This window comes from Mesorhizobium sp. M0998, assembly GCF_040318885.1.
Classification (GTDB): domain Bacteria; phylum Pseudomonadota; class Alphaproteobacteria; order Rhizobiales; family Rhizobiaceae; genus Mesorhizobium.
The window spans coordinates 1-23,227 of sequence record NZ_JAMYND010000028.1; the positions used below are offsets into that span (position 1 = coordinate 1).

The 23,227-nt window shown below is 62.4% G+C and carries 23 protein-coding genes; 15 read left to right on the forward strand and 8 right to left on the reverse strand.

Features of this window, described 5'->3' with window-relative positions:
- Positions 1 to 328: 328 nt before the first annotated feature.
- The 3 genes from clpS to NKH59_RS23545 form a co-directional block, all read right to left on the reverse strand.
- Positions 329 to 634, reverse strand: coding sequence for an ATP-dependent Clp protease adapter ClpS (gene clpS / locus NKH59_RS23535; protein ID WP_352540995.1), 306 nt, complete (start codon positions 632 to 634; stop codon positions 329 to 331).
- Positions 635 to 890: 256 nt separating this feature from the next.
- Positions 891 to 1,106, reverse strand: a complete 216-nt coding sequence (locus tag NKH59_RS23540; RefSeq protein ID WP_352450529.1) for a hypothetical protein — start codon at positions 1,104 to 1,106, stop codon at positions 891 to 893.
- Positions 1,107 to 1,142: 36 nt separating this feature from the next.
- Positions 1,143 to 1,487: a hypothetical protein gene (locus tag NKH59_RS23545; protein ID WP_352469825.1), complete on the reverse strand. Its 345-nt coding sequence runs from the start codon at positions 1,485 to 1,487 to the stop codon at positions 1,143 to 1,145.
- A 237-nt stretch (positions 1,488 to 1,724) separates the two neighbouring features.
- Between NKH59_RS23545 and NKH59_RS23550 the strand changes: the two genes are divergently transcribed.
- Both NKH59_RS23550 and NKH59_RS23555 read left to right on the forward strand, forming a co-directional pair.
- Complete coding sequence (locus NKH59_RS23550) at positions 1,725 to 2,441, forward strand: response regulator (RefSeq protein WP_352469721.1); 717 nt, start codon at positions 1,725 to 1,727, stop codon at positions 2,439 to 2,441.
- Positions 2,438 to 3,847 (forward strand): ATP-binding protein, encoded by a 1,410-nt coding sequence (locus NKH59_RS23555; protein ID WP_352540994.1) that lies wholly within the window; start codon positions 2,438 to 2,440, stop codon positions 3,845 to 3,847. The genes NKH59_RS23550 and NKH59_RS23555 overlap by 4 nt, the downstream gene beginning before the upstream one ends.
- Before the next feature lie 236 nt (positions 3,848 to 4,083).
- Here NKH59_RS23555 and choV read toward each other — a convergent pair whose 3' ends face one another.
- The 3 genes from choV to NKH59_RS23570 all read right to left on the reverse strand — a co-directional run bounded on the left by choV (position 4,084) and on the right by NKH59_RS23570 (position 7,170).
- On the reverse strand, positions 4,084 to 5,265 hold the full coding sequence (gene choV, locus NKH59_RS23560; protein ID WP_352815255.1) for a choline ABC transporter ATP-binding protein: 1,182 nt from the start codon (positions 5,263 to 5,265) through the stop codon (positions 4,084 to 4,086).
- Complete coding sequence (choW, locus tag NKH59_RS23565) at positions 5,262 to 6,116, reverse strand: choline ABC transporter permease subunit (protein ID WP_254819158.1); 855 nt, start codon at positions 6,114 to 6,116, stop codon at positions 5,262 to 5,264. Before choW ends, choV begins: the two co-directional genes overlap by 4 nt.
- A gap of 118 nt (positions 6,117 to 6,234) precedes the next feature.
- Positions 6,235 to 7,170: a choline ABC transporter substrate-binding protein gene (locus tag NKH59_RS23570; RefSeq protein ID WP_292660734.1), complete on the reverse strand. Its 936-nt coding sequence runs from the start codon at positions 7,168 to 7,170 to the stop codon at positions 6,235 to 6,237.
- Positions 7,171 to 7,407: 237 nt separating this feature from the next.
- Between NKH59_RS23570 and NKH59_RS23575 the strand changes: the two genes are divergently transcribed.
- The 8 genes from NKH59_RS23575 (at position 7,408) to NKH59_RS23610 (ending at position 17,578) form a co-directional block, all read left to right on the forward strand.
- Positions 7,408 to 8,019, forward strand: a complete 612-nt coding sequence (locus NKH59_RS23575) for a thymidine kinase (protein WP_353023232.1) — start codon at positions 7,408 to 7,410, stop codon at positions 8,017 to 8,019.
- Positions 8,020 to 8,145: 126 nt separating this feature from the next.
- Positions 8,146 to 8,535: a c-type cytochrome gene (locus tag NKH59_RS23580; protein ID WP_353023234.1), complete on the forward strand. Its 390-nt coding sequence runs from the start codon at positions 8,146 to 8,148 to the stop codon at positions 8,533 to 8,535.
- Positions 8,536 to 8,750: 215 nt separating this feature from the next.
- A complete protein-coding gene (locus NKH59_RS23585) occupies positions 8,751 to 9,839 on the forward strand; it encodes a hypothetical protein (RefSeq protein WP_352450536.1) in 1,089 nt (362 codons plus the stop codon).
- A gap of 35 nt (positions 9,840 to 9,874) precedes the next feature.
- Positions 9,875 to 11,020 carry a hypothetical protein gene (locus NKH59_RS23590; RefSeq protein ID WP_352797238.1) on the forward strand — a complete coding sequence of 382 codons (1,146 nt, stop codon included), beginning with the start codon at positions 9,875 to 9,877 and terminating at the stop codon, positions 11,018 to 11,020.
- A 24-nt stretch (positions 11,021 to 11,044) separates the two neighbouring features.
- On the forward strand, positions 11,045 to 12,955 hold the full coding sequence (locus NKH59_RS23595; protein WP_353023236.1) for an AAA family ATPase: 1,911 nt from the start codon (positions 11,045 to 11,047) through the stop codon (positions 12,953 to 12,955).
- Positions 12,956 to 13,153: 198 nt separating this feature from the next.
- Positions 13,154 to 14,452 (forward strand): DUF6638 family protein, encoded by a 1,299-nt coding sequence (locus tag NKH59_RS23600; RefSeq protein WP_353023237.1) that lies wholly within the window; start codon positions 13,154 to 13,156, stop codon positions 14,450 to 14,452.
- A gap of 14 nt (positions 14,453 to 14,466) precedes the next feature.
- Positions 14,467 to 15,591, forward strand: a complete 1,125-nt coding sequence (locus tag NKH59_RS23605; protein WP_352450540.1) for a DUF2333 family protein — start codon at positions 14,467 to 14,469, stop codon at positions 15,589 to 15,591.
- A 307-nt stretch (positions 15,592 to 15,898) separates the two neighbouring features.
- Entirely contained in the window at positions 15,899 to 17,578 is a 1,680-nt protein-coding gene (locus NKH59_RS23610) for a formate--tetrahydrofolate ligase (protein WP_353023239.1), read from the forward strand.
- A 78-nt stretch (positions 17,579 to 17,656) separates the two neighbouring features.
- Here the strand turns inward: NKH59_RS23610 and NKH59_RS23615 are convergent, their stop codons facing one another.
- Positions 17,657 to 18,304: a cysteine hydrolase family protein gene (locus NKH59_RS23615; protein WP_023679515.1), complete on the reverse strand. Its 648-nt coding sequence runs from the start codon at positions 18,302 to 18,304 to the stop codon at positions 17,657 to 17,659.
- Positions 18,305 to 18,432: 128 nt separating this feature from the next.
- Here NKH59_RS23615 and NKH59_RS23620 point away from each other — a divergent pair, with 128 nt between their 5' ends.
- The 3 genes from NKH59_RS23620 (at position 18,433) to NKH59_RS23630 (ending at position 20,594) form a co-directional block, all read left to right on the forward strand.
- A complete protein-coding gene (locus NKH59_RS23620) occupies positions 18,433 to 19,422 on the forward strand; it encodes a helix-turn-helix domain-containing protein (RefSeq protein ID WP_352680878.1) in 990 nt (329 codons plus the stop codon).
- A gap of 186 nt (positions 19,423 to 19,608) precedes the next feature.
- Positions 19,609 to 20,088 (forward strand): type II RES/Xre toxin-antitoxin system antitoxin, encoded by a 480-nt coding sequence (parS, locus tag NKH59_RS23625; RefSeq protein WP_502904291.1) that lies wholly within the window; start codon positions 19,609 to 19,611, stop codon positions 20,086 to 20,088.
- Positions 20,085 to 20,594: an RES family NAD+ phosphorylase gene (locus tag NKH59_RS23630; protein ID WP_352466798.1), complete on the forward strand. Its 510-nt coding sequence runs from the start codon at positions 20,085 to 20,087 to the stop codon at positions 20,592 to 20,594. The genes parS and NKH59_RS23630 overlap by 4 nt, the downstream gene beginning before the upstream one ends.
- Positions 20,595 to 20,652: 58 nt before the next feature.
- Here NKH59_RS23630 and NKH59_RS23635 read toward each other — a convergent pair whose 3' ends face one another.
- Positions 20,653 to 21,210, reverse strand: coding sequence for a sugar O-acetyltransferase (locus tag NKH59_RS23635; protein WP_352540984.1), 558 nt, complete (start codon positions 21,208 to 21,210; stop codon positions 20,653 to 20,655).
- A gap of 148 nt (positions 21,211 to 21,358) precedes the next feature.
- Between NKH59_RS23635 and NKH59_RS23640 the strand changes: the two genes are divergently transcribed.
- Both NKH59_RS23640 and NKH59_RS23645 read left to right on the forward strand, forming a co-directional pair.
- The gene (locus NKH59_RS23640; RefSeq protein WP_352450545.1) at positions 21,359 to 21,820 is read left to right on the forward strand and encodes a DUF4126 domain-containing protein; all 462 of its coding nucleotides are present in this window, start codon (positions 21,359 to 21,361) and stop codon (positions 21,818 to 21,820) included.
- Complete coding sequence (locus tag NKH59_RS23645; protein WP_353023241.1) at positions 21,817 to 23,193, forward strand: FAD-containing oxidoreductase; 1,377 nt, start codon at positions 21,817 to 21,819, stop codon at positions 23,191 to 23,193. The genes NKH59_RS23640 and NKH59_RS23645 overlap by 4 nt, the downstream gene beginning before the upstream one ends.
- The last annotated feature ends 34 nt before the right edge of the window (positions 23,194 to 23,227 follow it).

A 23,227-nucleotide genomic window follows, 5' to 3' on the forward strand; every position in this document is an offset into this window, starting at 1 on the left:
GGTGTCCTGTATCCACCCAAAGAGAGACGGGCGTGAGGGAGGAGTGCGTCCAAAATCGAGCCGATCGGGCCAATGATGCCGGTCGCGCCAGGGCGACAGGGCGAGGCCTTAGACGCCTTCAAAAGACGCCCAGTAGGCCAATCAGGTTAAGCACACCCCTTCATGCAAAGCCCTCCTTGTGGGAGAAGGTGGATTGGCGCGCAGCGCCAAGACGGTTGAGGGGTGCTGGACGGAGTGCCGTCCTTGCCAAGCTGGAACACCCCTCATCCGACCGAGCTTCGCTCGGCCACCTTCTCCCACAAGAGGAGAAGGAAGAAAGCGAACCGCCCTACTCCTCCGGCTCCGTCGTGAACATCAGCGGGTAGCCCTTGGCCTTGCCGGCATCGGTTGCCCGCGCCGCCTTGGTCTCGGCGACATCCCTGGTGAAGACGGCGACAACGCAGACGCCGCGCCGGTGCGCGGTGATCATTATCCTATGCGCCTGGTCTTCGCTGAGCTTGAACTCGGACTTCAGCACCGTCACGACGAACTCGCGCGGCGTGAAATCGTCATTGACCAGGATGACCTTGTAGAGCTTCGGCCGTTCGACCTTCGGCTTCGTGCTGGTACGGGGTTTTGTCGTGATTTCAGGCATTGGACCGGCAATTGCGTACGACAGCTTTGCGGTCATTTTGACATGGGCAAAAGCGGTCGTCCATTCAACCGCGCGCGATCGGCTTCCCGGCAGGCGCAGTTCAAAGTCCGTGCCTATGTGGGAACTGCCGTCTGGCGTTCAACCGGGGGTGTGGGCCGGGCCTGGCCCTATTGTATGCACGCAACAAAAAAGACGACCGCTCCAGGCAAATCGCAACTGGAGCGGTCTTCTCATAGGGTAGAAAGATGTCGCTTGATCAGGCCTTCGGGGCTGCCTTGACCGCGTGCTTCTTGTGCTTCTTGACGGTCTTCTTGGCAGCGACCTTCTTCACGGCCTTGGCCGGCGCAGCGGTCGTCGTTGTCGTCGCAGCCGGGGTGGTGGTCGCGGCATTGGCGCTGCTGGCGCCGAGAACCGGCATCGAGACGGCCAGCGCGATGGCGAGACCGAGGGCGGAGAGGAGGGACTTTTTCATGGCTTCACTTCCTTTTTGTGCAGATCGGATTGAGTGTCACTGAACGGGATCGATCGGTGTCACTCCAAGCAGCTTCAAAGCGTTCGCGAGCATCCGGATTCCCTGTGCCTGTTTCTTGTTGGCGCAGAACCGGTTTCCCTTTCTTTGAAGTGCTTTCGCCGCGGTGACCTGCGTTGCCGCGGCATGGGTTTCGAGGGCTTCGTCAAACTGGCGGTTCAGATCGATGCAACGCTCGCTGCGGGTGGTCGCCACCTTTGCATCGGCCGCCTTTGCATTGGCCACCTTCGCATCGGCCAGTTTTGCATCGGCATGTTCGACCGCGACCGTGACGAGCGAAATGGAAAGCAACGCACCCATCAGACTGATCGAGAACCTTTGCATTGGTCTGTCCGTAATCCCGTAACGCGTGTCGCAGCCGATGACCTGACCGCCACGGCACCACTTATGCCTTTGATTTTTTTCGGCAGTTTTTCCGGATTGTAGAATTTTGTTTCTGGATTGTTTCTGGGCAGCCCGGATCGGGCCGCCGATCTCCACTGGCCAACTTATGGCCTGAATTCTATCGTCTGGCTGACAGCCGAAGCAGCGCTTGGGCGATCCACAAATGACAGGTTCCCTGTGAAATCCGACCCCCACATACTGATCGTCGACGACGACAAGGGCATTCGCGACCTGCTTCAGGAATTTTTCCAGAAGCGAGGGCTGCATACATCGGTCGCCGCCGACGGCACCGAGATGGAGACCATCCTACGCCGCGCCCAGGTCGACCTGATCGTCCTGGACGTCATGCTGCCCGGCAAGAGCGGGCTGGAGCTCTGCCGCGAGTTGCGCGCCAATTATTCGACGCCGATCATCATGCTGACCGCGGTTACCGAAACTACCGACCGCGTGGTTGGGCTGGAGATGGGTGCCGACGACTACGTGCCGAAACCCTTCGATCCGCGCGAGCTGCTCGCACGCATTCGTGCCGTCTTGAGACGCAATGGCGCCGCCGAACCGCGACGCGCGGCCTCGCGGCAGATCTACCATTTCGCCGGCTGGACGATGGACTGTTCGCGCCGCCGGCTGATGGCGCCCGGCGACGTCAGGATCGAGCTGACGATGGCCGAATTCAATCTACTGCAGACCTTCGTCAAGAGCGCGCAACGCGTACTGAGCCGCGAGCAGCTGATCGAGCTGTCCGGCGGCGACAGCGGCTACAGTTTCGACCGCAGCGTGGACATTCTGGTCAGCCGGCTGCGGCGCAAGATGGAGGATGACCCGAAAACGCCGAAGCTGATCTTGACTGTGCGCAGCGGCGGCTATCAGTTCCTGCCTGAGACGACCGCCGAATGAGACGTATTCTGCCGCAAACACTGCCGGTCTGGGTGCTGCTCATCGTCATAGCCGGCCTGCTGATCAGCCAGATCGCGACCCTCTACATCGTTTCGCGCGACCGTGCCGCCGCCAATGACGTCGTCGATCTCTACCGGCTGAACGACCGCGCCTTCTCGCTGGTACAGCTGATGCATGACGCCACCCCCGAACAGCGCAAGGCGACGGCCTCCGGCCTGTTCAACGCCACTTATGCGCTCACCGTTTCCAACACGCCCGCCGTTACTTCCTCGATAGCCGGCGACGACGAGCTGGCCGAATTGGAGGACATATTGGTCGGCCGGCTATCGAAGTTCGGCATCACCGACGCGCGGGTCCGCCGCGACCCGGCAACGCACGAAGCCGACGCTCCCGGCGGGACGGTCGCCGGTCCCGATATTGGCCAGGTCGAGCGCGACCTGCTGGTGCTGGCGGCCGATTTCGCCCAGAGCGACAAGCTGACCGCTTCGCTTCGCTTTGCCGACGGCCAATGGCTGAACTTCACCGAGCCGAACACGCCGGCCGGGCCGATACTGAGCTTCGATAGCCTGCCACTCTATGCCTTGATCGCCGGGCTGGTGGTGGCTTCCTCGATCTGGTCGCTGCGCCGGCTGACGGCGCCCTACCGGATGATGGAGACCGCGGTGAAGCGGATCGGCGAGGACCTGAAGAGCCCGCCGATCGCCGAGAGCGGCAGCCGCGAGGTGCGTACCGCGGCAAAGGCGGTCAATGCCATGCAGGCAAGACTGCGCGCCTACGTCGAGGACCGCGAGCATCTTGCCGCCGCACTGGCGCACGACCTGCGCACGCCGCTGACCAGGATGCGGCTGCGCCTCGAGCTGCTGAGGAATTCGTCCGTGCGCGCCGCACTGGCGCACGACCTCGCCGACATCGAAGGCATTGCCAGCTCGGTCATCGACTTCGCCACTTTCGAGGTGACCGAGGAGAAGAGCGAGAGGATCGATTTCTGGTCGCTGGTAGAATCGATCGCCGACGGCTTCGACGAGGTCTCCTTCGACAATGAGGACGCGCGCTCGCGCGGCCTGATCTGCGTCGCGCAGCCGGTCGCGCTACGGCGCTGTGTCACCAACCTCGTCCAGAACGCGGTGACCTATGGCAAGAGGGCGCATCTCAGCCTGCGTCAATCAGGCAAGACAATCACGCTGGCGATCCATGACGAGGGTCCGGGCATCCCGCAAGCCGAGCTCGACGCCGTGTTCGGCTCGTTCGTGCGCCTGGAACAGTCGCGCAGCCGTCAGACCGGCGGCCTCGGCCTCGGCTTGACCATCGCCCGCAACATCGCCCGTAGCGCCGGCGGCGAAGTCAGCCTGTCCAACCATCCCGATGGCGGCCTGATGACGGAGCTGCGCCTGCCGCTGGCGGTTTAGCTTGCGTATCGGGCTAAGCCGGCGTTCCTTCGCGCCCCCTCTGTTCTGCTGGACACCTCCTCCACAGGTGGGGAGATTGGCCGTCATCGCCGATTTCGTCAATTACAAACGTTGGAATGTGAGAGCCGTCCGCGAAGCCGCCGATCTCCCCCCAAGTGGGAGAGATGTCCGACAGGACAGAGGGGGGCGCGACAGAACTCGGCGTTTGGTCTTGGTTCTCTCCCCAAGGAGAAAAACTATCTTCGCAGCACCGCGCTCAACACATCCCTGACGCCGATGGCGCCGACGAAGCGCGACTGCTCGTCGAATAGCGCGACGGGTGCGGTCTGCGAGCGATGCATGGCCAGCATCACGGTCTTCAGCGAGGTGCCGGGATTGGCCCAGAATACCTGAGCCGTCTCCTCCGGCTGGGCTTCGACATCGGCGCAGGACACCCAGACCGCCGGCTTGCCGTCGCGCTCGGCCGCCGCCACCAGCCCATGCTCGTCGATCTTGAAACGCGTCGTCCTGCGCCGGTCGAGCCACACCCAGCCGTTCTCGCCATGTTCGAGGTCGCGTCGGTCGCGCATGACGTTCCACGCGGTCAGCACCGAGAGCGGGTTCACATTGGCGATGAAGTCGCGGACATAGTCGTTGGCGGGCCGCAGCACGATGTCTTCCGGCGCGCCTGTTTGCACGATGCGCCCGCCTTCCATGATGGTGATATGGGTGCCGATCTTCAGCGCCTCCTCGAGGTCGTGGCTGACGAAGATGATGGTCTTCTTCAGCTCGGCCTGGAGCTGCAGCAGCTCGTCCTGCAGCTTGGTCCGGATCAGCGGATCGAGCGCCGAGAACGGCTCGTCCATGAGCAGGATCGGCGCCTCGGTGGCAAAGGCGCGCGCCAGGCCGACGCGCTGCTGCATGCCGCCGGAAAGCTCATGCGCATATTTCTTCGACCACTGGTCGAGATGAACCAGCTTCAGTTGCTTGTTCACCCGCTCCTTGCGCTCGGCTTCGGGTACGCCGGCGAGCTCGAGGCCAAGGCCGACATTCTCCTCCACCGTGCGCCACGGCAGCAGCCCGAACTGCTGGAACACCATCGCCACCTGCTTCTGCCGCAGCCGCCGAAGCGTCGCCTCGTCGCAGGTGACGACGTCGACCGTACCGTCGCCGTCCTTGACCAGCACCTGGCCGCGCGAGACGACGTTCAGCCGGTTGACGGCTCTGAGCAGCGTCGATTTGCCGGAGCCGGAAAGCCCCATCAGCACCGAGATCTCACCCTCATGCACGGTGAGGCTGGCGCCGGCGCAGCCCAGCACGTTGCCGGTCTGTTCGAGGATCTCGGCGCGGGTGGCGCCGCTGTCGATCAGCGCCAGCGAGCCTGCCTGGTCGGCGCCGAAGACGATGTCGACATTCCTGAAATCGACGGCGACGGTCATTTCTTGCCTCCCACGCCGATGCGCGTCATCCGGTCGAGCACGATGGCGAGCACGACGATGGCCAGCCCTGCCTCAAGCCCGAGGTCGATCCTGCGCGAACCGAGCGCCCGGTTGATTTCCGTACCGAGGCCGCCGGCGCCGATCAGGGCGGCGAACACCACCATCGACAGCGACAGCATGATCGACTGGGTCAGCCCAGCCATGATGGTCGGCAGCGCTGAAGGCAGCTCGACCTTCCACAGCAGCTGGCGCTTGGTGGCGCCGAATGCCTCGCCCGCCTCGACGATCGATTTCGGCACCGAGGTGACGCCGAGATGGGTGAGCCGAACCGAGGTCGGGATGACGAAGATGATGGTGACGATCAGGCCGGGCGCGTTGCCGAGGCCGAACAGGGTCAGCACCGGGATCAGGTAGACGAAGGTCGGCAATGTCTGCATCAGGTCGAGCACCGGCAGCATGACGCGATACACCTTCGGCTTGTGCGCGGCCCAGATGCCGAGCGGCACGCCGATGGCCATCGACACGGCGGCGGCGGCGACCACCAGCACCAGCGTCTCCACCGTCTGCTTCCACAGGTTCTGGTTGAGGATGAACAGCAATCCGATGAATACCGCCAAAGCCAGGCCTTTCGAGCGCTGCAGGAAATAGGCGAGCAGAGCGATCAGCGCGATCAGCAGAACCGGCGGCAGCAACAGCAGCCCGTCGACGATGCCGTCGAGCAGGAAGTTGAGGCTGTTGGAAAAAGCCCTGAAGATGGTGTCGAAATTGTCGGTGAGAAAGCCGAAAAACGCCTTCCCCCATGCCCCGATGGGAATCTTGTAACTGACCAGGAATTTGGAGATCGGATCCATCTAGCCCCTCTTCTGCCGGCGCCGTCCTTCGCCGGACGGTCATCTTGTCACAGGATATGAAAAAGGGCAGCCATTTCTACCGTGGCTGCCCCTTGTCTCGTCATGCCAGATGGTCGGGTCAGCTTCCGAGCGCCGTTTTCACCGCAGCCGCCGCATCGCCGCCGTCGAAGGTGGTGACGCCGGCGATCCAGGGAGCGACCGCGTCCGGGTGCTTCTTCAGCCAGTCGGTCGCGACCGTATTGGCATCGCCGCCCTTCAGGATCGCGTCCATCATCTCGCCTTCCATGTCGAGGTTGAACTTCAGATTGGCGATGAACTTGCCGGCGTTCGGGCATTCGCTCATGTAGCCCTTGCGTACATTGGTATGCACGGTGGCAGCACCAAAGCCGCTATCTCCCATCCCCTCGAGATAGGTGATCTTCATGGCGCCCATCACCGGATGCGGCGTCCAGCCGAGGAAGGCGATCCATTCATTGTTCTTCATCGACTGCTCGGCCTGGGTGAGCATGCCGGCCTCGGAAGATTCGACCAGTTCGAAGCCTTCGAGATTGGTCTTCGGATCCTTGATCATGTCGAGGATGATCCGGTTGCCGTCATTGCCGGCTTCAATGCCGTAGATCTTGCCGTCAAACTTGTCCTTGAACTTGCCGAGATCGGTCAGCGTCTTGACACCGGCATCGGCGACATAGGTCGGAACGACGATGCCGTAGCCGGCACCGCTGAGATTTTCGCTGACGGTCTCGACCGAGCCTTCGGCGGCATAGTCCTTGATGTCGTTGGTCATCGACGGCATCCAGTTTCCGAGGAACACGTCGAGGTCTTTGTTCTTCAGCGACGCATAGGTCACCGGCACCGAAAGCTGGATCACCTGCGGCTCGTAGCCGAGCGCCGTGAGCAGCACCGAAGCGACGCCGGTGGTCGCCTGGATGTCGGTCCAGCCGACATCGGACAGCCGCACCGTCTTGCAGCTTTCCGGATCGCCGGCGAAGGCCCCAGTCGTGGATAGAAAAGCCGCCAGGCCGAGGCCGGCGACGAATGAACTCATACGCGACATGAAAATTCTCCCATTTCAGTTCTCGGTGAAACGACGCGACGGTTTTATCTCCGCCTTTGTTCCGTCAGCCAAACATCATTCTGCTGCGGTTTCAAGCACTAAGGCAATCACGAACAACGGCGCAGGCTGGCCGATCAGCGACACGCCCGCCGCTTTCCGGATGGAAGCCGTCTTTTCCCGGTGGAATGTAGGCGCTCCCCCTCCCCGCTTTGTTGCAACTCGGCTTAAAAGGACGGCATGGCCAAGCTGTACTTCCATTATGCGACGATGAATGCCGGCAAGACGACGATGCTGTTGCAGGCCTCGTATAATTACCGCGAGCGCGGCATGACGACGATGCTGTTCATCGCCGGTCACTACCGCAAGGGCGATACCGGGCTGATCTCGTCGCGCATCGGCCTGGAGACGGAAGCCGAGATGTTCCGCGACGGCGACGATCTGTTTGCCCGGGTCGCCGAGCATCACGACCACGCCACGGTCCATTGCGTCTTCGTCGATGAGGCGCAGTTCCTCGAAGAGGAGCAAGTCTGGCAACTCGCCCGCATCGCCGACCGGCTGAACATCCCGGTCATGTGCTACGGCCTGCGCACCGATTTCCAAGGCAAGCTGTTTTCCGGATCGCGCACCCTGCTGGCAATCGCCGACGACCTGCGCGAGGTGCGCACCATCTGCCGTTGCGGCCGCAAGGCGACGATGGTGGTGCGCCTCGGCGCCGACGGCAAGGTGGCGAAACAGGGCGAACAGGTGGCGATCGGCAAGGATGTCTATGTCTCGCTCTGCCGCCGCCATTGGGAAGAAGAAATGGGCCGCGCCGTGTCCGACGATTTCATCGGCTTCACCAAAACCTGACCAGCGCTATTGCTTTCATCCGACCTCCCGGCCGACATTCGTTCGCCAATCGCGCCATCGTGCGGCGCTTGTTTAAGGCCTGCTTGCTATTCAGAACCTCTCAGCCAGAGCCGTCGGGGAGTTCCCATGCTTCGAGCCATTTCGTCTGCCGCTGCTTTCCTCATCGCCGGCGCTCTTGCCGCGCATGCCGACGGCGATGCCGCTCTCGGCAAGAAAGTCTTCAACAGATGCATGGCCTGTCATGAGGCAACGAGCGACCACGACAAGGTCGGGCCGCATCTGCTGGGTGTCGTCGGCCGCACCGCCGGCACCGCGCACAGTTATCTCAGCCGTTACTCGCAGGCGATGAAGGACGCCGGCGCCGCCGGCCTGGTCTGGGACGAAGCAAACCTCGCCGAATACCTGCGCGCGCCGCGGCAGAAGGTCCCCGGCAACAAAATGGCCTTCTCCGGCCTGACCAGCGACGACGACATCGCCAATGTCATCGCCTACCTCAAGGCCGATCCCAAGCCCTGAGCGTCGCTCCCGACCTAAAGTCCAGCCGCGGTTGAAGCGGTGTCTGACCGGACGGCAGTTACACCGTAATCATTGCCTGACTATCCTGCGGTCGGCCTCCTGAAATTCTTTTGTTTTCCTGTAATCCCATGTCTTCCGTCTTTCATTCGCCAAACCCGGCACATATATTCGCGGCGGTTTGCGAAACGAAACCGATGCCGAAGCGGGAGGCCCCAATGGCGACATTGCAGAATTTCGACGCCGAGATTGCCAAGACCAAGCAGGTCGTAGAGGACATGCGCACCAAGATCGAGCAGTCTGGTACTGTGCTCGACACGCTCGCCACCGCCGACAAGAAGATCGGCGACGCCAATTTCGACATCGAGAATGCCCGCATTGAGGATGTGCTGAAGCAGCAGAAGGTGATGGAAGGCAATATCGCCGACCTGATTATCGGCCTCGAGGACGCCACCAACGTCTTCGGCGCCGAATTCGAGAGCATGAAGAACTACACCGGCTGGGAAAATTTCGTCGGTGTCTTCTCCAGCCAGCGCAAGCAGCGCCTGCGCACCGACCGCGTCCGCAACATGTCGCTGGCCGGCAATCTGCAGGAGCTGCTGGCGAAATCCGACACCATCGTCGGCATCCTCAAGGCGCAGAAGCAGGTTCTCGACACGCGCTACAAGACCTCCGAGGCCAGCCTGTCGCAGGTGATCGAGCGCCGCAAGACCACCATGTCCAATCTCGAGACCGTGCAGAAACGCATAGAAGAACTCAACCCGATGCTGCTCGACATCGAGAACAAGATCGCCGCCTCGACCAGCCAGAAGGAGCGCACGCAGCTGGAAGGCGAACGCTCGAAACTAGCCACGGAATACAACGAGAAGCAGGCCAAGGAGCAGGAATTGCTGGCCGAAAGCCAGACGCTGGAGCGCTACACCTCGATGTTCCAGACCTTCGTCGATTCGCTCAACAACCAGATCGCGGCGCAATCGACGCTGATCAACAAGCTGACCATCGATACCGAGCAGCGCATCGTTCTGTACAAGGCGCTGGAAGATTCGCTGAAGACCGCCGCCCAACAGGATGTCGCCCACAAGATCAACACGCTGGGCAGCCAGGTCGACAACACCGCCGAAGAGACCATGGCCGGCATTGGTGCCGCCTCGCAAAAGCACATCGGCGATCTGCTTGAAATGCACGAGAAGAACATGGTCGCCACCGCCGACATCCAGCGCCGCAAGAAGCTCGCCGACGATGCCTTCGCCCGCCGCTTCGACGATGTGATGAAGAAGCACAATTCGGCAAATTACGTGCAGTCGTAATTGCTGCACGTGCATTGTTCCCAAGGGCTGGCAGCATGACCCCCGAAAACGAAGCTGCGGCGCGCTATTTCTCGGCGATCGCGGCGGCACTTGGCGGCCTCGAAGTGTTCATGCGCGACGATCGCTCGCCGCTCTACCGGCACGGCATCGTCGCCAAGGTCGTCGCCGAATATATTGCGCGGCTCGACAAGTCGTTCTCGTGCTGGCGCAACCGGCTGGGCTTCACCGAGACGTTCCGCATCTCGCGCGCCGAAAGCGGTTTTCCGGTTTTCCAGAACCTGCTCGAACTGGAAAACGACCGACTCCAGGCCGACAGCCGTCTCGCCGTCATCCCTTCAGCCAGCGAGCTGCGCGAGGAAATGGCCGACTTCATCCTGCGCCACAAGGAATTCCCCGAAGCGCTGCAGAAGTCGATGGCCGAGCGGCTTTACCTCGAGGACGTCAAGAGCGAGACCACCTTCGGCCCGTTCACGCTAGCCCAGACGGTCAAGGTGTCGGTCAATCCGAAGACGTTGCGCCCCTATTATCTGGTCCACTGGGCCTGCTTCGACGGCAGCGCCAACCTGCCGCTTGTCTATATGGTGACGGTCGAGGATTCCTCGGACGACATGATCCGGCAGCTTGTCGACTCCAGCGGCAAACTTAATGAGAGGGTCGACATTCCGCTGCCGGTCGACGGCTTGCTCAATCCCGAGCTTGCCCACCGTTTCGACGATTTCACCGAGAAGAATTCCGCCTACGCGCTGTCGCCGGCGACCATCGCGGTCAACCTCGACAAGGATTTCGAGCCGCTGCATCCCAAGCAACTGCGTCGCGTCGTGCTCGGCCCGTTCTATTCTGCAGGGATTACCGACAACAATTCGACGGTGAGCGAAGTGCTGGCCAAGGTGCGCAAGCCGGAAAACGCCTGGCTGCTGACCTGGACCATCCAGGAGGTCTTTTCCAAGGCCGAAAAGCCAGGCCGCAAGGGGCTGTTTTCGAGCGAAAAGACGACGCAGGAATTCTTCATCAATACCGACGATCTCGAGGCCGCGCGGCAAGGCGTGTCGAGCTATGAGAACCATGCGCTGATTCCGCACGAGGCCTATCAGGCGCTCTATGCCGCCGGCGAGGCGCAGAAGATCTTTTCGGGCTACAAGGTCCACATCCTGTCCAAAGGGCAGGTCATCAGCGACGTCTGACCGTCAAATCGCGGAGCATCCTCCATGGACACCGGCCTGACCACCATCCCGGAAGCGGCAATTGAAAAGCACCGTGGCACTGCGCAAAGTTTCATCACTCGCATCGTCGTGCTGGAGGACCCATCGCGCGAGTCCGGCACCGCGCTTGCCGGCACCAACCGCCGCTTCGTCTCTACCGTCTCGGTCGGCTCGGTGCGCCGCACGCGCGAGGTCGAGCTCGCCAAAACCGTCGCCGCCGTCCATTCCGACGACCAGTTGCTGACCATCCCGCAGCACACGCTGTTGTTTCGCGCCCGGCGCGGCACAGCGATAGCGCTGGCCATATCGGATGTCTTCGCCGAGGGCTCGGACCTCGAAAGTCTGCAGGCGAAAAACGCCCGCACGCCGCTCGAAGGCGATGAAGCTGCCACCTTCAAGAAGCTGCTGTCGGCCTCTGCCTACATCTCCGCCTTCAGCCTTGCCTCCTATTTGTTCCAGCTGATCGACAGCGACGGCGAGGCGCCGAACGACACGCCCGAGCCGGACTTTCTGTTCGACACGCCACAGGATGCGGTGAAGTCGATCGTGGCCGGGCTCGACAGGGCGATAGCAGGTTCGAAGGACGATGCCGACCTGATGACCCGCGCCCGCGCCTTTGCCCGCGTCGCCATCGACGGGCTGTTGGCGCGAAAGGGCCGCTTCGACGGTATCGGTCCGTTCGAGAACGCGCATATCCGCATCGACGTCGACGATTTTACCCTTGACGGCTTCGACGTCGCGCCGGGTAAGCGGGCAAAGCCGCTGGTGATGACCTTCAAAAAACCGGAAGAGGTCGTCGGCAACCACATCGCCAAATACCAGTCGGTCAAGCTTGCCAAGATGCTGATGGCCTACGATTTCGAGCGTGAGCTGAACCCATTCGTCGAGCTCGGCGGCTTCCTGTTCACCTTTATCGGCGATGGCGCGCCCGGCACCGGCAAGACAACGTTGATCCAGATGATCGCCGGCCTTCTCAATGGATATTGCCAGGTCGCCGGCTATCCCTTCGCCTACGAGAATTTCGGCGTCGACCAGATCTCGTCCTACCAGGGCAAGTCCGGCCAGAACTGCCGCCAGTTCATCAACAATGTGCTGAACCCGCGCGTCATCGGCTTCGGCACCATCGACGATATCGACCAGGTGGCGGCACGCCGGTCCGACGACCGCGCCTCGGCCGGCCAGCAGGAAATCACCGGCGTCCTGATGGACGCCTTTGGAGGTGCGGCGACCGTGGTGCGCGGCAACTGCTCGTTCGGCATGTTCTCCAACTATCCCGAAAACGTCGACGACGCGCTACGCCAGCGCGCCGGCGCGCGCTGGCTGGTCGACGGCCCGCAGAGCCGCGACGACTACATCGACATTTTCGTCCTGCTCGCCGGCAAGAACCACAAGATCCCGCTCGGCGACCACAAACTCTACGCTGCCCAGGAAATCCAGCGCGCGGTGATGGAAGCCTACGAGGAACATGAAAAGCCGCAGGAAGACGGGCTGATGAAGGTCTATGAGCGCTACATGAAGGAGAATGGCGCGCCAAAGACGATGGCCGACATCGGCACCTATCTGCACTTGATCAAGGATGCCGAGCCGCGCTTTACCGGCCGCGCCATCAAGAACGTCACCGATGCCATCAAGATGCGCGCCATGGACATCGAATTGCCCGACGAGTGGTTCGAAAAGCCGGAAGCCTTCATTCACAAGGGTTACGACGACAAGAAAGCCATGATCGAGGAGCTGCGCGGGCCATTCTCGATGGACATGGTCATGCAGGAGATCAACCGCTACGCGGATTCCGAATTCCGCTATTCCGACAAGTCCGATGATGCGGCGGTGACCAAGATGATCCGCGACACCCGTCTGCGGGAGCGTGCCGTCCGCGAGATCGAGGGGTTGAAGAAAAAGGGGCTGTGGAATGCGTGAGATGCGCCGACGCCACCTTCTCCCCTTCTGGGAGAAGGTGGCGTCGAAGGCGACGGATGAGGGGTATTCGTCAAGCTGGAACACCCCTCATCCGACCGAGCTTCGCTCGGCCACCTTCTCCCACAAGGGGAGAAGGAGCGTTCGCGCCCCTCATCCGCCCTTCGGGCACCGTCTCCCCGTGAACGCGGAGAAGGAATAATGGCCAAGAAACCCGATCTGTTGCGCGACAACGAGCTGATCTACGGCCGGCTGCTGACGATCGACGAGCCGCACCTGATCCAGCGCTACAACAAGGCGATGGTCGCGTTCGGCTTGAAGCCGACCAAGTTGAAAAGCTTCGAGATCGACCGCACTGGCTTCTCGCCGCAGGTCGCCGAGGAATGCGGCGACTACAGCTACCTCGATCCGAACGAGGTCAACCGCCGCTTCATCATCCTGACGCCGTCGCAGATCGACCTGCCGGTGGTGCACACGGCGTTCTCCAACACCTCGCTGCTGATGTACGAGTTCATGTCCAAGAACCAGCGCGCCATCGATGCGCTGACGATCAAGGACGTCATCTACGGCGAGATCGAGGATTCGGTCCCCAAGGTCGACGACATCGAGGACCTGCTGTCGATCAACCAGGTCGAGTTCAAGGTGCTGTCGGCCGAGGATGTGCTCGGCAAGGCCGCCGAGCTCGGCAAGCTGGTCGACCGGCTGAAGCAGGAGCCGGATGCCTGGCGCGACAACGCCATGCTGGCCCACATGGTCGAGCTGGCGAAGGTCTGCGGCGACATCCGCGAGAATGCGCTGGTGCCGGACCAGGTGATCTTCCGTCACAATGCCTATTGGACCAGCCATTTCGGCGGGCTCTATGTGTTCGTCGATCCCGACGTGACGACGGTGATCAGCGACCCGGCAGCGCCCGGTTTCCGCCGCTCGCGGCCGTGGCAGGTGAGTTACCTTTCGATCCACGATGCCGACAAGGTGTTCAAGTTCCTCGCCTCGACCGGCCGCATCGAGCTGCCGCGCGCCTCATGGATCGAAACCTCCGGTTATCTCGAGCATCGCGCCGAAATGGTGGTGCGCGCGCTGATCCGCGACGCCGATCCCGACCGCAATCTGGCCGACGTCGACAAGGTCTGGCTGCAGACCTGGATCCACGGCCATACCGATCTGATCACCAGGGACGGCAATTTTCCCTTCCTCAACGCCGCCAAGCGCGAGATCGCCCAGCTCGGCCATCTCAAGATCGAGGACGTGTTCCCGCAGCAGCGCTTCCTGGTCATCCGCGCCAAGCCGGACCATCCCGACGCCTGGCTGACCAACCAGCTGATCTCGGACTTCGTGCCGCAGGACTTCGTTTCGCGTTACGTCTTCAACAAGCCGGGCTTCTACAGGGACTATGAGGGCTTCAGCGACGCCTGGCGATCGCATGTTGTGGACGTTCTGAAAACCACATATCTGAAGGACAAGGTGGCGTTTCGCACACGCCTCTACGGCTTGACTGACTGAGGGGTGACATCGCCATGCTTGATCCGATCGTGAGTTTCTTCACCCGGATTTTCCAGTGGATTGGCCGCGGCATCGGCCTGCTCATCGGCGCGATCCTGTGGCCGTTCCTGTGGGCGGGGCGCTGGTACACGCAACGCGGCTGGATCCTGAAGGCGGTGCTCGGCCTGGCTGTGCTCGTGCTGATCGGTCTCTATGTCAACTTCTTCTACGCCACCCAGTGGTGGAACAATTTCGACCCGAATTACGTCGACAAATACACGTTCGAAAAACGCAACAGCTCCGCCGGTGAACAGGTTTCCGCCGGCGCCGGCACCGACACGGCCAAGACCTGCGGAAATTCAGCCATTGCCCAGGTTGCGGCCGACCTGACCGACTTCAACGTCAACCAGAATGCCTGGGTGTCGTCGATGATCCTTTACAAGCTCGGCCTGTTCGGCATCGACTGGGATCACACGCCGTTCATGGACAACAAGGCTTCGTTCCAGCGCGGCATCAACCAGGCGGTGCGGCGCACGGCGACCGAGCTTGCCGATAATCTCGGCCGCGTCCGCACCACCTCGCAGATCGACGCCGACCTGCAGGATGCCCGCGGCAATCTGCAGTTCGACGAGGAAACCTGGTATTTCGGCTTGAACCCGTTCGGCCCCAAGACGCCGACGCCGAGCTACTATCGCGACGCGGTGCGCAAGCTGCGTTCCTTCAACGCCCGCCTCGCAGCCTGCCAGGCGACGTTCGATGCCCGCGCCGACAATCTCAAGCAGTATATCGACCGCATCTCGTCCGACATCGGTTCGACCTCGGCGATCCTCAAGGAGCGTGCCGAAAACCACAATAATGGCTGGTTCGACACTCGCGCCGACGACCGCTTCTGGTTCGCCTATGGCCAGCTCTATGCCTATTACGGGCTGATGAAGGGCGCACAGGCCGACTTCGAGGACGTCATCAAGGAAAAGCACCTGCAGAACCTGTGGGATACGATGGACGCGCAGTTCGTCTCGGCACTGCGCATCCAGCCCTTCATCATCGCCAATGGCCGCGAGGACGGCTGGCTGTTGCCGACACATCTGACGACTATGGGCTTTTACATACTCAGGGTGCGCTCGAACATGGTCGAGATCAGCAACGTCCTGACGCAGTAGCGGATCGTCCCGCACAGCCGGCGCTGGTGAATTTGCGCCGTTGCTTCTGTCGCTTTTCGCGTATTACGCGGCTGTTTTGAGACGGCGGAACCGCGCCTGCTCTGGCTTCTATACGGCGCGGCAACCGGCGCGAAAAGAACCTGTAGCAGGGCAGCCGGCCGCAGAGGCATTTTCTTCGTAGGAAACATAGTTGCATGAAAGTTGACGCCGCGGCAGCGACAGGGGTAGAACATGCCCGCGCCTGCAATGCCGGGCTATTCTTGCGACCACACTAGTCAAATCCGTCCAATTCAGAGGGAAGTCGTCCATGGCCGAAGTGAAGTCCGACATCGAGATCGCGCGCGGCGCCAGGAAGAAGCAGATCCAGGAGATCGGCCAGAAGATCGGCATTCCGAGCGAACATCTTCTGCCCTACGGCCACGACAAGGCGAAGATCTCGGCCGAGTTCATCAAGTCGGTGAAGGGCAACAAGGATGGCAAGCTGATCCTCGTCACCGCCATCAACCCGACACCGGCCGGCGAAGGCAAGACGACGACGACGGTGGGCTTGGGCGATGGCCTCAACCGCCTCGGCAAGAAGGCCATCGTCTGCATCCGTGAGGCTTCGCTCGGACCGAATTTCGGCGTCAAGGGCGGTGCCGCCGGCGGTGGCTACGCGCAGGTCGTGCCGATGGAGGACATGAACCTCCACTTCACCGGCGATTTCCACGCCATCACCACCGCCCATAACTTGCTGTCGGCGCTGATCGACAACCACATCTACTGGGGCAACGAGCTCGGCATCGACACCCGCCGCGTCGTCTGGCGCCGCGTCATGGACATGAACGACCGGTCGCTGCGCGAGATCATCTGTTCGCTCGGCGGCGTCGCCAACGGTTTCCCGCGCGAGGCCGGTTTCGACATCACAGTCGCCTCGGAAGTCATGGCCATCCTGTGCCTGTCGACCGACCTGAAGGACCTGGAAAAGCGCCTCGGCGACATCATCGTCGCCTATCGTCGCGACAAGTCGGCCGTCTATGCCCGCGACCTCAAGGCCGACGGCGCCATGGCCGTACTCTTGAAGGACGCCATGCAGCCCAATCTCGTGCAGACGCTGGAGAACAACCCGGCCTTCGTGCATGGCGGCCCCTTCGCCAACATCGCGCATGGCTGCAACTCCGTCGTTGCCACCACGACGGCGCTGAAGCTTGCCGACTACGTCGTCACCGAAGCCGGTTTCGGCGCCGATCTCGGTGCCGAAAAGTTCTTCGACATCAAATGCCGCAAGGCCGGCCTGAGGCCCGCCGCGGCGGTCATCGTCGCCACGGTTCGCGCCTTGAAGATGAATGGCGGCGTCAAGAAGGAGGACCTCGGCAAGGAGAACGTCGAGGCGGTCAAGAAGGGATGTGCGAATCTCGGCCGCCACATCGAGAACATCCGCCAGTTCGGTGTGCCGGCTGTGGTCGCCATCAACCATTTCTACTCCGACACAGAGGCCGAGATCCAGGCGATGAAGGACTACGTCGCCTCGATGGGCGAAGAGGCGATCCTGTGCAAGCACTGGGCCCAGGGATCGGCCGGTATCGAGGAACTGGCCAAAAGAGTCGTGGCGTTGGCCGAATCCGGCGCGTCGCAATTTGCCCCGCTGTATCCCGACGCCATGCCGCTGTTCGAGAAGATCAACACCATCGTCCAGCGCATCTATCGCGGTTCGGAAGCGATCGCCGACAAATCGGTGCGCGACCAGCTCCACGCCTGGGAGCACGCCGGCTACGGTCATTTGCCGGTCTGCATGGCCAAGACGCAATATTCCTTCTCCACCGATCCGAATCTGCGCGGCGCGCCGACCGGCCACACCGTACCGGTGCGCGAGGTCAGACTGTCTGCCGGCGCCGGCTTCGTCGTCATCATCTGCGGCGAGGTGATGACCATGCCCGGCCTGCCCAAAGCGCCATCCTCGGAAAAGATTTTCCTGAACGAAATGGGCCAGATCGAAGGCCTGTTTTAGGGATAATCAACGCTTGAACGGCAAAGGGCGCCGCAACGCTGCGGCGCCCTTTTTGGCGTCTTCGCGACGATCTCGTCCCTACGCCGCGCTTCGCGCCAGCGCGCGCTGGTTGGAGGCATAGGGTGTGTCGTGCTGGGGTACCACGCCGGTCTTCAGACAATCGATCCACTCGGCGGTTTTGAGAACGGCCGCGAAGCGCGACTGCAATACGATCGTCACGACGCGATGGATTTCCTCCCCCGAAGCGTAACCGGCGCTGTTGGCGTACGGCAACGACCCCGTTGCGTCCGACAGGAACTCGACCTCAAAACCCATATGCACGGCGTGGATGACCGTCGACAGGTCGCAATTATGCGTCATGTAGCCGATGACTGTGATCGTATCGATAGAGTTGGCGCGCAGCCACTCCTCGAGGTCCGTGCCGGTGAAGGCGCTGGGCAAGTTCTTTTCGATGTAGTGGTCGCGGTTTCGCCTGGCGATTTCCGGGTGCAACTCGGCGCCATGGCTGCCCTTGGCGAACACCGGTGAGGTTTCCGGCGCCAACTGTTTGATGACCACCACCTTGACACCTGCCTCGGTGGCCGCATCCATCGCTCGCGCCACATTGACGACGCTATCGCGGAAGGGCGGATGCTGGATGGCGAGGTTGCCGCCGTCATAGTCGTTTTGAACATCGATGACGATGAGGGCGCGGCGTGGAGCTTTGCCTTTGGCTGGTTGCGACATGGGGTTTTCCTTTCCCGTTGGACATTGACGGGTGCACGATAAGCTCGGCACCGGATTGCAAGAAGTGTCCCGATTGACATTATTCGAAAGAATTGGGACAATCGGCCTCACCCGTTGCTGGAGCTCCCATGACCGATCCTGCCGTTGCCGCCATCGCCTTCGATGGCATCAGCCCGTTTCATCTCTCCGTGCCGTGTCTCGTGTTCGGCGCGGATCGCACGGAGCTCGGCCTGCCGCGCTTCGACTTCCGGGTCTGCGCGATTGAGGACGGGCCGATCCGCACCGATGCCGGGCTGACCATCAGCGTCCCGCACCGGCTTTCCGCGCTCGATGACGCCGACATCGTCATCGTGCCAAGCTGGAAGGATCTCGGGAGCTCGCCTCCAGCCGCATTGATCGACGCGTTGCTTGGCGCGCACGAGCGCGGCGCGCTGATCGTCGGACTGTGCTTGGGAACGTTCGCTGTTGCGGCGACCGGACTGCTTTCGGGGCGGCGAGCGGCGACGCACTGGGCCTACGCGGATCAGCTGCAGGAACTCTATCCCGACATTCTCGTCGAACCGGAAGTGCTCTACATCGACAATGGCGATGTCGTGACATCCGCCGGTGTCGCCGCCGGGCTCGACTGCTGCCTGCACGTCGTACGGGCTCGTTACGGCGCCGAGGCGGCACTTCGCCTTGCCCGGCAGATCGTGCTTTCTCCGCACAGGCAGGGCGGGCAGGCGCAATTCATCGAACGTCCCATCGCCAGGACCGGCAATGCGGACCGCTTCACCCAGGCTCTCGAAACGGTGCGCAAAACCCTGGGTGGTCCGCACAGTCTGGACAGCGTTGCCGGTCTCGCCGGCCTCACCCGCCGGACGTTCACGCGCCGTTTCCAGAAAACGATCGGCACCAGTTTCGGCGACTGGCTGACCGACCAGCGTGTCCAGCTGGCGCAGCAGCTGCTGGAAGCAACGGAAAAATCGATGGACACGGTTGCCTTCGAGGCCGGCTTCGGCAGCGCTACCTCGCTGCGCCAGCACTTCGCAGCGCGCCTCAGAACCTCGCCGGCGCAGTACCGGCGCGAATTCTCGAGGAGTGCTCAGGAGCAGCGCGTGGCGCACATGCCGAGGTGAAATTCGGCTCGCGCTCGATTCCAGGGCAATCGCTTCAGGCCGACGTTGGACTGCCATCTGGCCCGAGTAGGCTATCTTTTCTCTCGAAGCGATTGCCCTGCTCTCGATCCTGTCGTGCTTGAAAGGCTTTGCGTCATCTGTCATATATTAAAGCGACAGATGACGCGAAGAGGGCTCGCCGTGGCGATGGCATTGGAAAAGGCTGCGCCAGCAGCAAAAAACAATGAACTTCAGAAGGTGGCGAAATTGCTAGGCGGCAGCCGCATTCTGGCAAGGCGCCTCAGCAGCGCTTTGGATGCCCACGAGTTGCTTCTGCACGGCCTGCCGGCTTCAGCGCTGGACCATCTTATCGGGCAACTCGTCTTCATCCAGAAGACCGATTCGCTGGAGAAGGCCATCGGCATGAGCCTGCGCACCTACCAGCGCCGCAAGGATGCTCCGTCCAAGCCTCTCAGTCAGGACCAGAGCGGACGAACCTGGAAGTTCGCGGAGATCCTGTCGAAAGCGACCGACGTGTTCGGTTCGCAGGCGGAGGCAGAGCAATGGCTGGAGCGCCCGGCGATTGGGCTCGACCAGCGTCGTCCAATCGACCTTCTGGCGACGCCGGCGGGGATCGAGCTTGTAGAAGACTATCTGGAACGGCTTGAATATGGCGTTTATGCATGACGCCGCTGCCGGCGGCGCTTGGTGGCTCCGACCTCATCGGATGGCGCCTCGATCAAGCCGCGTTTGCGCCTACATGGGATAGTGGCGAGGGCGCATACAGGGTGGGCGGACGCTGGAACAGCAAGGGCGTGCGCGCCGTCTACTGCTCGATCGATCCGTCGACTGCGATCCTCGAGGTTGCGGTCCATAAGGGCTTCAGGGCGCTCGACACGATTGCGCATGTCATGACGGCAGCAATCGTCAGCGATGTCGCGGATGTGCATATCGTCGACCCCGCCGCCGTGCCCAACCCCAACTGGTTGCGCCCGGGCATTCCGAGCTCCGGGCAACAGGCGTTTGGCGACGATCTTCTGCAACGGCACCGGTTCGTGGTGATTCCGAGCGCCGTATCGCAGCATAGCTGGAACCTGATCTTCGACGCGAGCCTCGCCAGAGGGGCATACGCCATGAAGACCCAGGAGGCGTTTGCGCTCGACACACGGTTGCATCCACCTCCGGCCAAGTGACATAGCCGCCCCCATGTCCATCAGAACGAGGACGTGACCGGCGACAGAAGCACGGTGCTCAGTTGTTGCTGATTACCCGTGCCGGATTGCCGACCACCGTGGTGTTCACCGCGACGTCGCGCGTCACCACAGCACCGGCGCCGACGACGGCGCCATCGCCGATCCTGACTCCGCCGAGGATGACGGCACTGCCGCCGATCCAGGCATTGTCGCCGATCTCGACCGGCTTGGCGATCTCCAGCCCTGCCCGTCGCCCGGCAGCCTCCTTGTGGTGCTCGGCACAATAGATCTGCACATTGGGGCCGAGCAGCGTTCCCTTGCCGATGCGCACTGGCGCCGTATCGAGAATGGTGCAGCCGGCATTGAGAAAAACGCGGTCGCCGAGAAAGATGTTGAAGCCATAGGCGCAGTGGAACTGCGCCTCGATCCGGGCGCCCTCGCCCGCAGCGCCGAGCAGCGTCCGCAATCCAGGCCCGATGTCGCGACGCTGCCGGGGCGGCAGGCTGTTGTGCTCGAACACCGCGTCTCGCGCCGTGATGCGCAACGCCTCCAGTTCCGGATCGAGGCAGCAATACCACTCGCCCGCCGCCATTTTCGTGCGTTCGCTTTCGGCCATGGCCGCAACTCCAGTCTCAATCTTTGCCAAAGCACAAGTGCTGCAAATGCGGAAGCGCCGGCGGCGACACCACCTCTGGTCAAATACCGGACCTATGGTAGCTTGCTCTCTCGGACCTGTCCCAAGCCGGCCATCGAGGGGATCAATCATGCTGTACATTTTTGCACTCCTGATTGGCATCGTTGCCGGGCTTCGCGCCATGACCGCGCCCGCCGCCGTCGCCTGGGGCGCCTGGCTTGGCTGGTTGCCGGTCGCGGACACCTGGGCGAGCTTCATGGGCCACTGGATCGCCGTCGGCATCTTCACCATCCTGGCCATCGCCGAACTGGTCACCGACCAGCTGCCCTCGGCGCCGAGCCGCAAGGTGCCGCAGCAATTCGGCACGCGCATCGTCTTGGGCGCTTTCACCGGCGCGGTGATCGGCGCGACCGGCGGCGCCACCATCGGCGGCCTGATCGCCGGCGCCATCGGCGCGGTGATCGGCACGCTGGGCGGCGCCGAGGCGCGTAAACGCCTGGCCGCCGCCTTCGGCAAGGACCCGCCGGCCGCCTTCATCGAGGACGCGGTGGCGATCGTCGGCGGGCTTCTGATCGCGGCGGCGGCGGCATGACGGCAAAGACATTCGACGCCATTATCGTCGGTGCCGGGCAGGCCGGCCCACCGCTCGCCGGCCGGCTGAATGCGGCCGGCATGAGCGTGGCGCTGATCGAGCGAAAGCTGGTCGGCGGCACTTGCGTCAACACCGGCTGCACGCCGACCAAAACGATGGTGGCAAGCGCCTATGCCGCGCATCTCGCCCGCTCGGCCGCGGATTACGGGGTGACGCTGTCCGGTCCCGTCGGCGTAAACTACAAGGCGATCAAGGCGCGCAAGGACAAGGTCTCCAACGACGCCCGCGGCAATCTCGAAGACTGGATTGCCGGCATGGACAAATGCACGCTCTATCGCGGCCATGCGCGCTTCGTAAGCGCCAACACGGTGCGCGTCGGCGACGATCTGCTGAGCGCCGAAAAGATATTCCTCAACACCGGCGGGCGCGCCTCGGTGCCCGACCTGCCCGGCATCGACGGCATCTCTTACCTGACCAATTCCTCGATGATGGATCTCGACGTGCTGCCGCGCCATCTCATCGTCGTCGGCGGCAGCTATGTCTCGCTCGAATTCGCGCAGATGTTCCGCCGCTTCGGTTCCGAAGTCACGGTCATCGAAAAAAGCCCGCGTCTGATCGGTCGCGAGGACGAGGATGTCTCGGACGCCATTTTGTCGATCCTCGAAAACGAAGCCATTGCCGTCCATCTCGGCGCCGACGACATCCGCTTCGCCAGGCGAGGCAACGAAATCGCCGTGACCTTCTCGCCAGGCAAGGCGGCTGCGGTCAGCTCGCATGTGCTGCTGGCGCTCGGCCGCACGCCAAACACCGACGATCTCGGCCTCGACAAAGCCGGCGTCGAGGTCGACAAACGCGGCTTCATCGTCGTCGACGACCAGTTGCGCACCAGCGTGCCCGGCATCTGGGCGATGGGCGACTGCAACGGCAAGGGCGCCTTCACCCACACCTCGTACAACGATTACGAGATCGTCGCCGCCAACCTGCTCGACAACGATCCGCGCAAGGTCAGCGACCGCATCGAGGCCTATGCGCTCTATATCGACCCACCACTCGGCCGCTGCGGCATGACCGAAGCCGCGGTAAGGAAATCCGGCCGCCGCGCCCTGGTCGGCCAGCGGCCAATGACCCGCGTCAGCCGTGCAGTCGAAAAAGGCGAGACGCAAGGCTTCATGAAGATCCTGGTCGATGCCGACACCAGGGAGATCCTCGGCTGTTCGGTGCTCGGCCCGGGCGGCGACGAGGCGGTGCACTGCGTACTCGACCTGATGTATGCCAAGGCGCCGGTCAGCACGCTGGCGCGCGCCGTGCACATCCACCCGAACGTCTCGGAGCTTCTGCCGACCATCGCCCAGGAACTCAAGCCGCTGGTGTGACGGCCGGGTAGAATCTTGCGCCCATAGCGGCAGC